At 69.8% G+C, this 13,601-nt stretch carries 13 protein-coding genes and 2 pseudogenes; 4 read left to right on the forward strand and 11 right to left on the reverse strand.

The features are described 5' to 3' along the window. Nucleotides 1–28 precede the first annotated feature (28 nt). The 11 genes and pseudogenes from PV963_RS43840 to solA all read right to left on the reverse strand — a co-directional run bounded on the left by PV963_RS43840 (nt 29) and on the right by solA (nt 7,739). The gene (locus PV963_RS43840) at nt 29–715 is read right to left on the reverse strand and encodes an FAD-dependent oxidoreductase (protein ID WP_425540862.1); all 687 of its coding nucleotides are present in this window, start codon (nt 713–715) and stop codon (nt 29–31) included. Then, on the reverse strand, nt 630–959 hold the full coding sequence (locus PV963_RS43430; protein ID WP_342456429.1) for an FAD-dependent oxidoreductase: 330 nt from the start codon (nt 957–959) through the stop codon (nt 630–632). The genes PV963_RS43840 and PV963_RS43430 overlap by 86 nt, the downstream gene beginning before the upstream one ends. Continuing rightward, entirely contained in the window at nt 845–1,219 is a 375-nt protein-coding gene (locus PV963_RS01640) for an NAD(P)/FAD-dependent oxidoreductase (protein ID WP_274813815.1), read from the reverse strand. Before PV963_RS01640 ends, PV963_RS43430 begins: the two co-directional genes overlap by 115 nt. A gap of 245 nt (nt 1,220–1,464) precedes the next feature. Further along, nucleotides 1,465–1,659, reverse strand: a complete 195-nt coding sequence (locus PV963_RS01645) for a hypothetical protein (RefSeq protein ID WP_274813816.1) — start codon at nt 1,657–1,659, stop codon at nt 1,465–1,467. Beyond that, nucleotides 1,638–2,351: an ABC transporter permease gene (locus PV963_RS01650; protein WP_274813817.1), complete on the reverse strand. Its 714-nt coding sequence runs from the start codon at nt 2,349–2,351 to the stop codon at nt 1,638–1,640. The genes PV963_RS01645 and PV963_RS01650 overlap by 22 nt, the downstream gene beginning before the upstream one ends. Before the next feature lie 126 nt (nt 2,352–2,477). Continuing rightward, a complete protein-coding gene (locus PV963_RS01655) occupies nt 2,478–2,921 on the reverse strand; it encodes an ABC transporter permease (protein ID WP_274813818.1) in 444 nt (147 codons plus the stop codon). Further along, nucleotides 2,900–3,247 (reverse strand): hypothetical protein, encoded by a 348-nt coding sequence (locus PV963_RS01660; RefSeq protein ID WP_274813819.1) that lies wholly within the window; start codon nt 3,245–3,247, stop codon nt 2,900–2,902. Before PV963_RS01660 ends, PV963_RS01655 begins: the two co-directional genes overlap by 22 nt. Next, a pseudogene (locus PV963_RS01665) lies at nt 3,244–4,384 on the reverse strand (ABC transporter ATP-binding protein). The gene PV963_RS01660 and the pseudogene PV963_RS01665 overlap by 4 nt, the downstream one beginning before the upstream one ends. Beyond that, nucleotides 4,377–5,485 (reverse strand): annotated as a pseudogene (locus PV963_RS01670) (ABC transporter substrate-binding protein). Before PV963_RS01670 ends, PV963_RS01665 begins: the two co-directional pseudogenes overlap by 8 nt. A 304-nt stretch (nt 5,486–5,789) precedes the next feature. Beyond that, entirely contained in the window at nt 5,790–6,401 is a 612-nt protein-coding gene (locus PV963_RS01675) for an HAD-IA family hydrolase (RefSeq protein WP_274813820.1), read from the reverse strand. Between the two features lie 201 nt (nt 6,402–6,602). Further along, the gene (gene solA / locus PV963_RS01680) at nt 6,603–7,739 is read right to left on the reverse strand and encodes an N-methyl-L-tryptophan oxidase (protein WP_274813821.1); all 1,137 of its coding nucleotides are present in this window, start codon (nt 7,737–7,739) and stop codon (nt 6,603–6,605) included. Between the two features lie 278 nt (nt 7,740–8,017). Between solA and PV963_RS01685 the strand changes: the two genes are divergently transcribed. The 4 genes from PV963_RS01685 (at nt 8,018) to PV963_RS01695 (ending at nt 13,595) form a co-directional block, all read left to right on the forward strand. Beyond that, nucleotides 8,018–9,628 carry a PucR family transcriptional regulator gene (locus PV963_RS01685; RefSeq protein WP_274813822.1) on the forward strand — a complete coding sequence of 537 codons (1,611 nt, stop codon included), beginning with the start codon at nt 8,018–8,020 and terminating at the stop codon, nt 9,626–9,628. 76 nt (nt 9,629–9,704) lie between these two features. After that, the gene (locus PV963_RS43435; protein ID WP_342456346.1) at nt 9,705–10,007 is read left to right on the forward strand and encodes a twin-arginine translocation signal domain-containing protein; all 303 of its coding nucleotides are present in this window, start codon (nt 9,705–9,707) and stop codon (nt 10,005–10,007) included. Next, the gene (locus PV963_RS01690; RefSeq protein WP_342456347.1) at nt 10,004–10,789 is read left to right on the forward strand and encodes an extracellular solute-binding protein; all 786 of its coding nucleotides are present in this window, start codon (nt 10,004–10,006) and stop codon (nt 10,787–10,789) included. Before PV963_RS43435 ends, PV963_RS01690 begins: the two co-directional genes overlap by 4 nt. Before the next feature lie 40 nt (nt 10,790–10,829). Then, nucleotides 10,830–13,595: a SpoIIE family protein phosphatase gene (locus PV963_RS01695; protein WP_425540863.1), complete on the forward strand. Its 2,766-nt coding sequence runs from the start codon at nt 10,830–10,832 to the stop codon at nt 13,593–13,595. Nucleotides 13,596–13,601: the final 6 nt, after the last annotated feature.

The raw sequence follows: 13,601 nt of genomic DNA on the forward strand, positions 1-13,601 counted from the left end.
GTATGCGTAGAGGTGCGCTGCCGCACGGTCAGCGGATGCGGTCCAGCGTCTTGTAGTAGGCGCCCGCGAAGGGCAGGAACCAGGCGGTGCCGTTGTAGAGGGGATGCGGGGCGGGGCGATGTCGCGAACCGGGCTGGCCTCGGGGTGGCCGTCCATCACCTCTGCCATGACCTGCCCCATGTGCGTGGCCATCTGCACGCCGTGGCCCGCGTATCCCATGGAGTAGTACACGCCGTCCTCGGTCTGCCCGGCGTGCACGATGCGGTCCATCGCGAAGCGACGGAGCCGCCCCACACGTACTCGACCTTGGTCCGGGCGAGTTGGGGAAGATCTCGCACATCTCACGGAACAGGACGGCCCCGCTCTTCTTGTCCGAGGTGGGGTCGGACGGTGCGAAGCGGGCACGGCCGCCGAACAGCAGACGGTTGTCCGGGGTGAGCCGGAAATAGTGGCAGACCTGGTTGGAGTCGACGATGAGGCGGGCCTTCGGGATGATGTCCCGGGCGAGCTCCTCGCCGAGCGGCTCGGTCACGATGATGAAGCTGCCCAGACAGACCTGCTGGCGGCGCAGCCACGGAAGTTCTTGTCGGTGTAGGCGTCGGTGGCCATCATGACCTGCCCGGCGCGGATCACACCGCGCTCGTGCTGACCTCGAAACGGCCTTCGGCGGTACGCCGCACGCCGATGGCCGCGTTGCGCTCGTGGATCTCGACACCGGTGCGCTCGCACGCCTCGGCCATGCCGCGCACGAAGCGGCCCACGTGCAGTGCGGCGCTGAGCGGGTCGAGCAGGCCGCCGTGGTAGGCGTCGGATCCGATCTCGGAACGCAGCTCGGACTTGCCGATCAGTACGGTCTCGTGGCGAAGTACTTGGCCAGGTCGCGCTGTTGGGCCTTCTTGCTCTCGAAGTGCGCTGGGCGGGAGGCCACGCCCAGACGTCCGACGCGACGGAACTGACAGTCGATGGACTCCTCGTCCACGAGCCGCTCGACGGTGTCCACGGCCTCGCCGTAGGAGTTGTAGATCTCGCGGGCCCGCTCGAGTCCGTATCGGCGGATGGCCTGGCTTATGCCGATCGTGAAGCCCAGGTTCGCCATGCCGCCGTTGCGCGCTGAGGCCCCGGAACCGATCTGGCCCTTCTCGACGAGGGTGACACGGGCGCCCTTGCGGGCGGAGTGCAGGGCGGTGGACAGACCCGTCAGGCCGGCGCCGACGACCACCAGGTCGGTGTCCTCGTCAGGGGCTTGCCGGACCGGTCGGGAACGCCCCGGCGGTTTCTATCCAGTACGGATCGTCTTCATTGCGGGTCTCCTGCGAGGAATTTTTCGGGGGATCCCGGCCGGGCGCCCACTCGGGGCCCGGCCGACGGCGCTGTCAGCGGTAGCGCGGCCCGTGCCGGCGCAAGGCACAGGTGAGGGCAGCAGGTGCGGCTGAGCGGTGGCGGCGGTCAGCGGAGCGGTGGTGGTCATACGGCCTCACCTCCGGGTGCGGCGATCCCTGCCGTGTTCTCGACGGAGAAGCAGGAGTTCTGCCGTCCGGAGCCGAGCCAGCGCACCAGGGCGACCAGGGCGAGGGCGAGGATCGCGACGGCGATGAGGATCGCGCTGACCGCGGTCACGCTGGGATCGATGTCGAAGGTCAGGGAGTTGTAGACCTGCACCGGCAGGGTGACGGTGTCGACGGAGGAGAGGAACTGGAGATGTAGAACTCGTCGAAGCTGGTGATGAAGGAGAAGATCGCCGCCGCGATCATGCCGGGCGCGGCGAGGGGGAAGGTGATCCGCCGGGCGATGGTCAGGCGGCCGGCGCCCATGCTGGCGGCGGCGTCCTCCAGCCGTTCGTCGATGCCGCGCAGGGTCGCGATCAGGATCAGGCGCAGGGTCGCGATCGATCGGCCGCGATCGGCGAGGCCAGCACGGTGTGCCCGAGAGCGATGGCGAGCGGGCTGCCCAGCATCGCCGCGGGCTCGAAGAGCAGGAACAGGCCCAGCGCGGTGACGATCTGCGGAATGACCAGCGGTCCGAGGACCAGGGCGTAGACCGCGGAGCGCAGCGGGAGTTCGCTTTCTGCTCAGGGCGGTGGCCGCGGTCACGCCGATGATCAGCGAGAACACGGTACTGAGGCAGGCGATGAGGGCGCTCAGTGACAGGGCGGCCGGCCATTTGCTGCCGTCGGCGAACAGTGCCTTGTACCAGCCGAGCGTCCAGGAGTCCGGGGGGAAGGCGGCGAAGGCGTTGTTGCTGAAGGAGGTGACCAGGATGACGACGATCGGCAGGGCCAGGAACAGCAGGATCACGGTGGCGATGGCGGTCAGGGCGATCCGCCCGGCGAGGGTCTTGCGCAGTTCCATCATGACCCGCTCCTCTTCTTACGGCTGGTGCCAGGGAGCTGACGAGCTTGACCAGCAGCAGTCCGGCGAAGGTGAGCAGCAGCAGGATGACTCCCTGAGCGGCCGCCCCGTTCCACTGGTTTTCCTTGGTCACCTGCTGGTTGATGAGGTGGCGATCATCGTCTGGTTGGGTCCGCCCATCAGGGCGGGGGTGATGTAGTAGCCCAGCGAGAGGATGAAGCTGAGCAGTCCGGCACTGGCCAGTCCGGGGGCGACCAGCGGCAGGTAGACCCGGCGGAAGATCGTCACACGTCCCGCGCCCATGCTGGAGGCCGCCGCGAGCAGGCGGCGGTCCACGCCGCGCATCACGCCGTAGAGCAGCAGCACGGTGTAGGGCAGCATCATGGAGGTGGTGCCGATGACCACGCCCAGCTCGTTGTAGAGCAGCTGGAACGGCGCCCCCTGCACCGACAGGCCGGCCAGGGTCTCGTTCACCAGACCCTTGTCGCCGAGCAGGATGATCCAGCCGTAGGTGCGCACCAGGGCGCTGATGAAGTGCGGAACGACGACGATCAGCATGGCCAGTGCCGCCACAGGGGCTTCAGCCGCGAGATCGCGTTCGCCAGAATGAACCCGAAGACCAGGCTCAACAGCGCCGTCTCCGCGGAGATCCGCAGCGTGGTGAACAGGACCGACAGATTGACGCCCGTCAGCGCCTCGACATACCAGTGCAGGGTGAGCGATCCGTCGGCATTCTTCAGGCTGAGGAGCAGCGTGGTGAAGATCGGGTAGAGACGAACAGCACCAGCAGATAGACGACGACGGGCAGCGCGTAGAGGATCCCGACGCGGGTCTTGCGCGAGGCCAAGAGCTTGCGCGGACGGGCAGGGGCGGTGGCGGTGAGGGCGGCCATGGCTCACCCTCCCTGTTCGACGGGGAAGAGGTTGACGTCGTCGGGGTCGGCGGTGATCCCGACCCGTTCGCCGGTGACGGGGCCGCGGCCGGCCGGTACTTCCAGGCGCAGCAGCGGCGCGTCACCGCCATCGATCCGTACGCCCGCGCGGACCAGGGTGCCGACGTAGGTGGCGGTCTCGACCGTGCCGGTACAGAAGCCGTCGTCGGGGGCGCAGGCCCGCAACCGGCCCGGTTGCACCGCGGCCTTGACCTGGGTGCCAGACGCGAGGTCATGGCGCGCGCGCCTTCAGCAGGCCGCCACACTCGTCGAGGCGGACCAGGGTGTGCTCGTCGGTGTGCTGCTCGATGCGGCCGGACAGGAAGTTGGCCGCGCCGAGGAAGTCCGCGACGAACGGGGTCTTCGGCCGTTCGAACAGCTCACGGGGGGTGTCGAACTGCTCGATCAGGCCGTTGCGCATCACCGCGATGCGGTCCGACATGACCAGCGCTTCCTCCTGATCGTGCGTCACATAGATGACGGTCAGGCCGAGTTCCTGCTGGATGGTCTTGATCTCGATCTGGAGCTGGTCGCGGAGCTTCTTGTCCAGGGCGCCGAGCGGCTCGTCCATGAGGATCACCGGCGGGCGGTAGACCAGCGCGCGGCACAGGGCGACACGCTGCTGCTGACCACCGGACAGCTCGCGCGGCTTGCGGCCGCCGAACCCGGACAGGCCCGCGATCTCCAGCGTCTCCCCCACCCGCCTGCGGATCTCGTCCTTCGGCACCCCGCGCAGCGTGAGCGGAAAGGCGACATTCTCGCTGACCGTCATGTGCGGGAAGAGCAGGTACTGCTGGAAGACGAAGCCGAGGTTTCGCTTCTGCGGGGCGAGCCGGGTGACGTCGCGGTCCCCGACGGTGATGGTGCCGGAGTCCGGCTCGCAGAACCCGGCGATCATCATGAGGGTCGTGGTCTTGCCCGACCCGGAGGCGCCGAGGAAGGTGACGAACTCCCCGGCGGCGATCTCCATGGACGCCTCGTCGACAGCGACGACATCCCCGTACGTCTTGCGCAGGGCCACCACCGACAGCGCTTTACCCGTCGCGGTGGGCATCTTGCCACCGGCCACCTTCACGGATGGTGTGGCGATACCGAATTCAGCCACGAGCCCACTCCAACCAGCGCTTGGTGACGGCGGTTTCGTTCTTCAGCCACCAGTCGATGTCGGTGTCGAAGCCCTTGTCGTAGTACTGCGGCGCACCCGCGAGTGCGTTGCGCTCGTCCTCGGTGAGCTTGGCGTAGGCCAGCGGAGAAGACGGGTTCGAGGGAAGGCCTTCGCCAGCGCGGCCTGGCTCTCGGCGCGCAGGGAGAAGTCCATGAGCTGGTAGGCGCCGTCCACGTTGGCCGCGCCCTTGGCGATGGCATAGCCCGAGAACTGGCGGCGCATGCCGGCCAGCTGCCTCTCGACCGGGACGCCCTGCTTCTGCAGATCGGCGATCCGGCCGTCCCAGACGGTGGACATCGTCACCTCCTCGCGGCTGAGGAGCACGCCGGGGAGCGGGCCGCTGTCCCAGAACTTCTTGATGTCGGACCGCAGCCGGGTCATCACCTTGAACGCGCGGTCCACATCGAGCGGGTACAGCTTGTCCATCGGGACGCCGTCGGCCAGCAGCGCGAACTCCAGCTCCGGCAGGTCACCGTCCGGGCTGACCATCGCACGGCCGCCGGTGAACGCCTTGGTGTCCCAGAAGTCCGCCCACGACTCGGGCTTGCGGCCGCCGAAGGCATCCGTGCGGTACGCGATGCACTGGCCGTAGAAACTGTGGCCGACGGCGTGTTCGGTGATCTGGTTCTCGGGGATCTTGGCGCTCTTCACGCTCTTGAGCCGGCCCAGGTCCAGCGTCTCCAGCGCGTCCTGCTTCACGTACTTGTGGTGGGACATCATCGAGTTGTTGATGAGGTCGCACTGCGGGCGCCCCTGCTTGATCTGGGCCAGCAGCGGGGCGTCGTCCAGGTTCAGCACCTTGACCTGGATACCGGTCTCCTGCGTGAACGGCGTGTAGACCGCCTTCTGCAGGGCCGCGCCGTAGGAACCGCCGCTGTCGCGGACGACCACCGTCTTGCTGCCCTTTCCACCGGTGCCGGTGGAAGCGCTGCGGCTGGTGCCGGTGCCGCAGGCGCTGAGGGCGGTCGCGGCGGCGAGACCCGCCGTGGCTCCGCCGACGCCGCGCAGGAAGAGCCTGCGATCTATACGGGCGTCTCTCATGGTATGCCTCCTGGGGGTGGTGCTACGGGGAAGGAAGGACGACTGGGATGGGGGTCTAAGGGGTGGGGGTCCGCCTCGTCGAATCCGAGGCCCGCGCCGGGGACGACGGTGAGCCCGTGCATGCCGTAGAGGATCCGCCCGTCGGCCGGGGCGTGGACCGTGTGCTCCCCGCCGTCGGCCGGGTCGATGATGCGGCCGAGGACGTCGCCCCCTGGTCCCGGTACTTCGAGTTCTACGCGGGCGTCGCCGACAAGCTCGGCGGGGTTCTTCGTGGCTGTCCGTGCGGGACGATGTGCGTCGCGCGTCAGATGCCGAGCATGGTGTTGAGCTCGTCCAGGGACTTCACCGTCACGTAGTCGTAGCCGTGGGTGACCGGGTCGTAGCCGCGGTCCAGGAGGATCAGGTTGCGGAAGCCCATGTCGTGCATCGGCATGTGGTCGTAACGGGTGTGCGAGGCGACGTGCACGAAGTCCTCGGGGGAGGCGTCGAGCTGGTCGAGCATGTACTCGAACGCGGCGTACCGGGGCTTGTAGTAGCCGGCCTGCTCCGCGGTGAAGACCGCGTGGAAGTCCGCGCCGAGCCGGGGCACACTCTCCTCCAGGAAGGCGTCGTCGGCGTTGGACAGGATCACCAGCTTGTAGTTCTCGCCCATCTTCTTCAGCGGTTCGGGCACGTCGGCGTGCGGGCCCCAGCTGCGCACCCCGTCGGCGAACCGCTTGCCCGCGTCCGGGGCGGCCTTCACACCCCACTTGCGGCAGACCCGCTCGAAGGAGTCCTGCAGCACCTGCTCGTAGGGGTAGTACTCGCCGCGGACCTGGTCGTAGCGGTAGCCGCGGAACTCCCGCACGAACTGGTCCCAGTGCTCGGCGGGGATCTGGTCGCCGACGAGTTCACGCGTGATGGGGTCATCGGCCACTCGATCAACGTGCCGTACTCGATCAACGTGCCGTAGCAGTCGAACGAGACGTACTTCGGGCGGAACTGAAGCGAGGGAATGGGCATGAGGATGCTCCTGTCTTGGCTTCGGGGAACTGGTTACGGCCGGTGCGTGTCTTTTCGGGCATGCCCATGACAGGGATGTCTGGGCGGGGAGCGATGCCGTCGGCATCGCCGGGGATCAGGCGGCGCCGACTCCTGCCGGGGCGAGGAAGTCGATGGGGTGGTCAGTGGTGCCATCGAGTGCCAGGTCGGCGGCGATCTCGCCCATGGCGGGCGAGAGTTTGAAGCCGCTGCCGGAGAATCCGGCCATGACGACGATGTCGTCCTCGCCGGGGAGGTGACCCACGAGCGGGTTTCCGGACTCCGTGTAGCCCTCCATGTAGACCGACAGCCTGATGGGGTCGGGGTTCAGATCGGGCATCAGCTCGCCGATGAGCTCGTGGAAGGTGGCGAGTTCCTCCGGGCGGACCGTACGGTCGAGCCGTTCGGGCTCGGGCACCGGCAGATAACGGGCGAGGGACAGGCCCAGCTTGACGGAGATGCCGTCGGGCGACGGGAGCCCGTAGCAGTCATGGGGTGTGCTGCGTACGAAGGCGGGGGCGCCGCCCGCGAACCAGTCGTGCCGGGTGGGGAGATGCCAGGAGCTGATCAGCCGGCGGATGTCGACGGACCGCGGCAGGTCCGGGAGCAGGGTGTTGATCCAGGGGCCCACGGTCACCACCGCGGTGTCGACGTGGTCCGCGCCGTGGTCGGTGACGATGTGCACCCCGCCGCCCGCCGCGGGGGTGATCTCCCGCACCGGCGTGTAGCGGTGCAGCCGGGCGCCCAGCTGTTCGGCGTGGGTGGCGGCGGCCTGGATCGACGCCTCGGGCCGGATGATGGCGCCCATCCGGTCGAGGACGGCGGTGTGCCCGTCCGGGAGGCGGTGCTGGGGGTAGCGGCGGGCGAGTTCCTCCCGGTCCAGTACCTCGTGGTCCAGCCGGTGGGTGGCGCTGGAGGAGAGGAGAAGGCGCATCGACGGCGAGGCGGTCTCTCCCATCACCAGGCATCCGCTGCGGCGTCGCAGTGAGGAGCCGGTTTCGCGCTGGAGACGGTCCCACATCCGGTCGGCGAGCCGCAGCAGCGGGATGTACCCGGGGTCGCTGAGGTGGACGGCGCGGAAGATGCGGGTCTCGCCCCCGGCGGCGCCACGGTCGTGACCCGGCGCGTACCGGTCGTAGCCGATGACCTCGGCTCCGCGGGCGGCAAGTCGCCACATGACCTGGCTGCCCATGCTGCCGGCACCGATCACGGCGACGCGCTTCGGGATGCGCATGAGGTCGCTCCTTTCGCCGGGTGCGGCCTGGGTGTCAGTGGTGCCCCGGCACGGTGCGGACACCGTGCGGACCCTTCCGATTCGGGCCCCTTGGGGATGGCGTTCACTCTCGACCCCGGCGAACACGCAGGTCAACCCACACTCTGTTCCGCCTCGGGACCTTATCGAGACGATGTGTCACGGCGAGCGGGCCGGCCACGGAAAGTGCCCTGCCCCTCTTGTCACGGTGATGTGCCGGTGCGAAGGTGACCCCCATCCCTCGGACGAAAGCACTCCCTATGCCGCCCAGACGTCCCGCAACCGGGCACTTCCCGACCATCACGGAGGTTCTGCGCCTCCCCGTGCTGGCCGAGGGGATGCCGCGCGTGCTGGCCGGTGAGTCACAGCTGAACCGTGCGGTGCGCTGGGTGCACGTCACCGAACTGCTCAACCCCGCCGCTTTCCTCGAGGGCGGCGAGCTGGTCCTGACGACCGGCATGCCCTATCCCGAGGACCCCTCCGAGCTGCGTGGCTACGTCGACCAGCTCGCCGACGTCGGCGCGGCCGGCCTGGTCGTGGAGCTCGGTTACCGGTACCGGAAGGTGCCCGACGAGCTGGTGGCGGCCTGCCGTACCCGTGAGGTGCCGCTGGTCGAGCTGGCCCGCGGCGTCCGGTTCATCGACGTCACGCAGGCGGTGCACGCGCTCATCCTCGACGCCCAAGGGGCGCTGCTGCGCCGCGGGAGAGACATCCAGGACATCTTCACCGCCCTGACGCTGCGGGGCGCGGACCCCGAGGAACTGGTGCACACCACCGCGGAGCTCACCGGGGCCCCCGTGGTGCTGGAGGACCTCACCCACCGGGTCCTGATGTGCGAACTGCTCGGCCGGCCGTACGAGCCGGTGGTGTCGGCCTGGTCCCGGCGTTCCCGGGCCGCCCCGACTCTCGAGAAGATCACGCCGAGCGGGCCGGAGGGGTGGCTGATCGCGCCCGTGCAGGACCACCACGGGCCGTGGGGGCGGCTGGTCCTGCTGGAGGGCAGGCTGAACGCGGAGCCCGACCCGGAACACGTCCTGGTCCTGGAGCGAGCGGCGGTCGCCCTGAGCATGGCGCGTCTGGCCGGGCCGGCCTGGTGGGAGCGCCGGGCCCACCGCTCGGTGCTGCGGGACCTGTACGAACGGCGATTCCGCTCCCCCGCCGACGCCCGCGCCCGCGCCGAGGCGCTGGGGCTGCCGACCCTCGGGCACCGCCTCTTCGCCGTGGTCATCCGCCACACGCACACCCGCACCGGCGAGCACCTCGACGAACGGATCGCGAAGGCGATGGCGCAGACCGGCATCCGCGCCCTGGTCGGCGAGACGGCCCCGGGCCGGATCGGCGTGCTCCTCACCCTGGCGCAGGCCAGCGCCTGGCAGCCGGTCGCCGAGCGGATCGGCCGTCTGTGCCGCGAGGAGCTCGGCCCGGAGGCCGTCGTCGCCGTCGGCCCCGGCGTGACCGACCTCTCCGGGATCGCCCGATCGTGGCAGGAGGCCGAGCAGACGGCCGAGGCCATCACGCCCGCCTCATCCGACCGCTGGTTCTACGTCCCCGCCGACATCCAGCTGCCGGAACTCCTGGGCGTGCTGCGGGAGGACATCCGCCTCCAGCAGTACGCGGAACGGCAGCTCACGCGTCTCATCGAGCACGACGACCGCAACGGCGGCGACCTGCTCCCGGCACTGCGCGCCTATCTGACGGCGGCCGGGAACAAGTCGGTCGCGGCGAAGCAGGCCGGCATGTCCCGGCAGGCGTACTACCAGCGCCTCCACACCATCGAACGGCTCCTCGGCTGCGATCTGGAGTCGGGCCTGCAGTGCACGTCCCTGCACGTCGCGGTGCTGGTGTTGGACGCGCGGGGAGCGACTCCGTAGTTCCCCCGCAGCGCCCCACTCCACCCTGGTAAAGCAATGACACCGCCCCCGCGCCCGGATACACAGGAGGAAGAGGGTGAGAGAACTCGGGATCGATCGCAGAGCATTCCTGAGGGGCGGAGCCACAGCAGGCGTCGCCGCCGCTTCGCTCGCCTGCCGGCCCCGCTCCGACCAGGGCACCACGAGGACCAAGAGCAGCGGACCACTCGTCGTCCGCGACATCGGCGGCTCTTATGGAGCGGCGAACCGAAAGGCCGTCCACGACCCGTTCACCAGGGAGACCGGGATCCAGATCAAGGTGGTGAACATCCTGCACGAGCAGATGATCACCCAGATCAAGGAAGGCCGCCCCGGTTCGATGTCATGGACATCAACATGACCCACTTGGCGCTCTTCAAGCAGGCGGGAGTTTCACAGGAGCTCGACTACGACCGGCTGAAGAACGCGCGGAATGCCGGCATAGCCAAGTCCCTGTTGACCTCTCATGGCGTGGGAAAGAACTATTGGGCCAGCGTCCTGGCATACCGTACCGACGCCTTCGGCGGGAAAAGACCGGAGTCCTGGGCGGACTTCTGGAGCATCGGGCAATTCCCGGGCCGGCGCGCGTTGCAGGGCTCGCTGGACTGGCCGGAGCTGGAGTTCGCCCTGCTCGCCGACGGGGTGCCGCTCGACAAGCTGTATCCCCTGGATGTGGACCGTGCCTTCGCGGCCATGGACGACATCAAGGGCTCTGTGCTGACGTTCTGGGAGAGCGGCTCCGGACCGGGTGAACTGCTCGGCCGCAAGGATGTCGTGGCCTCCAGCGTCTGGAACGGCCGCGTCCAGGGTCTGATCGAGGCCGGTTCCCCGCTCGCGTACGCGTGGAACGGTGCCCGCAGGCAGAGCAACGGCTACGGCATCCCCGAAGGCGCGGCGAATCCGGAGGCCGCCTACCGGCTCATCGACTTCGCCCTGCGGCCCGACGTACAGGCCCACTTCGCACAGATCCACCCCGCGGGCCCTGTCGTGCCGGCCGCCTACGCATACCTCTCCCAGGCCGCCGCCGCTGACCTGGCGAGCTCTCCCGGGCACCTGCGGTCCGGTTTCGACCTGGACATCGAGTGGTGGGTCAGGAACGGGGATGCCGTGACCAAGCGCTGGCAGGCGTGGGCACGCACCTGAGTGCGAGGCACATGGAGCCGTGAAAGATAGGAAAAGGGATATGGCCACTCGTTCTGGTCGGCTCTCGGTGTCTCGGTTCCGCCCGTACAGCGGCCCGCGCTCGACCGCGCTGCCTCGGGTACGCAGTGTCGCGGGCCAGGTGTTCCTGCTGCAGCTGGCGATCATGGTCCTGTTCGCCGCGGCCGCGGGCGTTGCCCTGGTGTTCCAGGCCCGGAACGCGAGCATGCAGGAGGCCCGGCAGCTGGCCTTCGGAGTCGCCCAGGCCTTCGCGCACGCCCCGGGGACGCTGGAGGCCATGAAGTCCGACAGCCCTCGTGCGCTGATGCAACCGCGTGCGGAGGAAGCCCGTGAGGAGTCCGGGGTCGACTACGTCGTCGCGTTCGATCCGAACGGCTTCCGCTGGACCCATCCGGACCCGGCGCTGATCGGAAAGCACGTTTTCGCGCTTCGCGAAGGCGCCGCGGCCGACAGACCCTTCACCCAGACCTTCGAGGGCAGTCTCGGCCTCTCCGTGGACTCGACGGTCCCCGTCCACGACACCGGCGGGAAGACCATCGTCGGCTTTGTGTCGGCCGGCATCACGGTCGACAGCGTGGACGAGGTGGTGCAGGGCCAACTGCCGCAGTTGCTCGGTTTCGCCGGCGGCGCGCTGGTGGTCTCGGCGGCCGGGACGGCGCTGGTCTCCCGGCGGTTGCGGCGGCAGACCCACGGCCTGGACCCGTCCGAGATGACCCGCATGTACGAGCATCACGACGCGGTGCTGCACGCCGTGCGGGAAGGGGTGCTGATCATCGGAGGTGACGGACGGCTCCTGCTGGCCAACGACGAGGCGCGGCGGCTGCTGGATCTGCCCGCGGACGCCGAGGAACGCCGTGTCACCGACCTGGGCCTGGAGGCGGGTACCGCCCGGCTGCTGGGATCGGGCCGGGTGGCCACCGACGAGGTGCACCTGGCCGGCGACCGGCTGCTGGCGGTCAACATGCGGCCGGTCGACCCCGACGGCGACCCGGCGGGCAGCGTGGTCACGCTGCGCGACACCACGGAGCTGCGGGCCTTGACGGGCCGGGCGGAGGTGGCCCGGGAGCGGCTGCGGCTGCTGTACGAGGCGGGGGTGCGGATCGGCACCACGCTGGATGTGACGAGCACCGCGCAGGAGCTGACCGAGGTGGCGGTCCCCCGGTTCGCCGACGCCGCCACCGTCGACCTGCTGGACCCGGTCCTGCGGGGTGAGGAGCCGGCCGGGCCCGGCTCCGAGATGCGCCGCGCGGCGGTGCACGGCGTCGAGGGTGCCCGGAACCTCCACCCCGTAGGGGAGCTGATCCGCTCTGTTCCGACCTCGCCCATGACCGTCGGCGCCGAGCGGGGCCGCGCCGTCCTGGAGGCCGGCCTGCCCGCCTCCGGAGAGTGGATGGCCGCCCAGGGCCCCGACCGCGCCCGGCGCGTGCCGGACCACGGTTTCCACTCCCTGATCACCGTGCCGCTCCAGGCCCGCGGCGTCGTGCTGGGCATGGCGAGCTTCTGGCGCTCGGAGAACCCGCCCTTCGAGGAGGAGGATCTGGCCTTCGCCGAGGAGCTGGCCGCCCGGGCCGCGGTGGCCGTCGACAACGCCCGCCGCTACACCCGCGAGCACGCCCTGGCCGAGACGCTCCAGCGCAGTCTGCTGCCCGGCTCCCTGCCCGACCACTCGGCCGTGGACGTCGCCCACCGCTACCTGCCCGCTCTGGACGGAGTCGGCGGCGACTGGTTCGACGTCATCCCCCTGCCCGGCGCCCGGGTCGCACTGGTGGTCGGCGACGTGGTCGGGCACGGCCTCCACGCCGCTGCCACCATGGGCCAGCTGCGCGCGGCGGTGCACACCTTCTCCGCCCTGGACCTGTCTCCGGACGAGCTCCTCGGCCACCTGGACGAGCTGGTCGCCCGGATCGACGGCGAGGAGAGCGCTGAGCGGGACGACAAGGGCGTCACGGGAGCCACCTGCCTCTACGCGGTCTACGACCCGTCCTCCGGGCAGTGCTCGCTGGCCCGGTCCGGGCATCCGGAGCCGGCCCTGGTGCACCCCGACGGCACCGTGGAGTACCTGCGGGTGCCGGGCGCCCCACCGCTCGGGCTGGGCGGCGGGGAGCCCTTCGAAACCGCCGAGGTCACCCTGCCCGCGGGGTCCAGGCTGGTCCTGTACACCGATGGCCTGATCGAGGACCGGGAGCGGGGCATCGACATCGGCCTGGAAGCGCTGCGCGATGCCCTGGCACGCCCGGGCCGGACCCCGGAGGAGACCTGCCGGGACGTCTTCGACACCCTGCTTCCGGCCCGCCCGGGCGACGACATCGCCCTGCTCGTCGCCCGTACCCACCTTCTCGATACCTCCCAGGTCGCCGAATGGAACGTGCCGGGCGATCCCGCGGCCGTCGCCGGGATCCGGGCGGACGTCACGCGTCGGCTCGGAGCCTGGGGGCTGGACGAGATGGCCTTCACCACCGAGTTGGTGATCAGCGAGTTGGTCACCAACGCCATCCGCTACGGCACCGGGCCGATTCGGCTGCGGATGCTGCACGACCGCGACAGTCTGATCTGCGAGGTCGCCGACGGCAGCAGCACCTCGCCGCACCTGCGTCGGGCGGCGACGACCGACGAGGGCGGACGAGGGCTGTTCCTCGTCGCCCAGTTCTCCCGGCGGTGGGGCACCCGCTACACGGCCCGCGGCAAGGTGATCTGGACGGAGCAATCGCTCCACGGCCCGGCTTCCGACGCCGACGCAGTTACGGCCGACACCCTGCTGGACCAGTGGGACGAGGCCTGGCCGGCGTGAGGACCA

This window comes from Streptomyces coeruleorubidus, from assembly GCF_028885415.1.
Lineage (GTDB): Bacteria > Actinomycetota > Actinomycetes > Streptomycetales > Streptomycetaceae > Streptomyces > Streptomyces coeruleorubidus_A.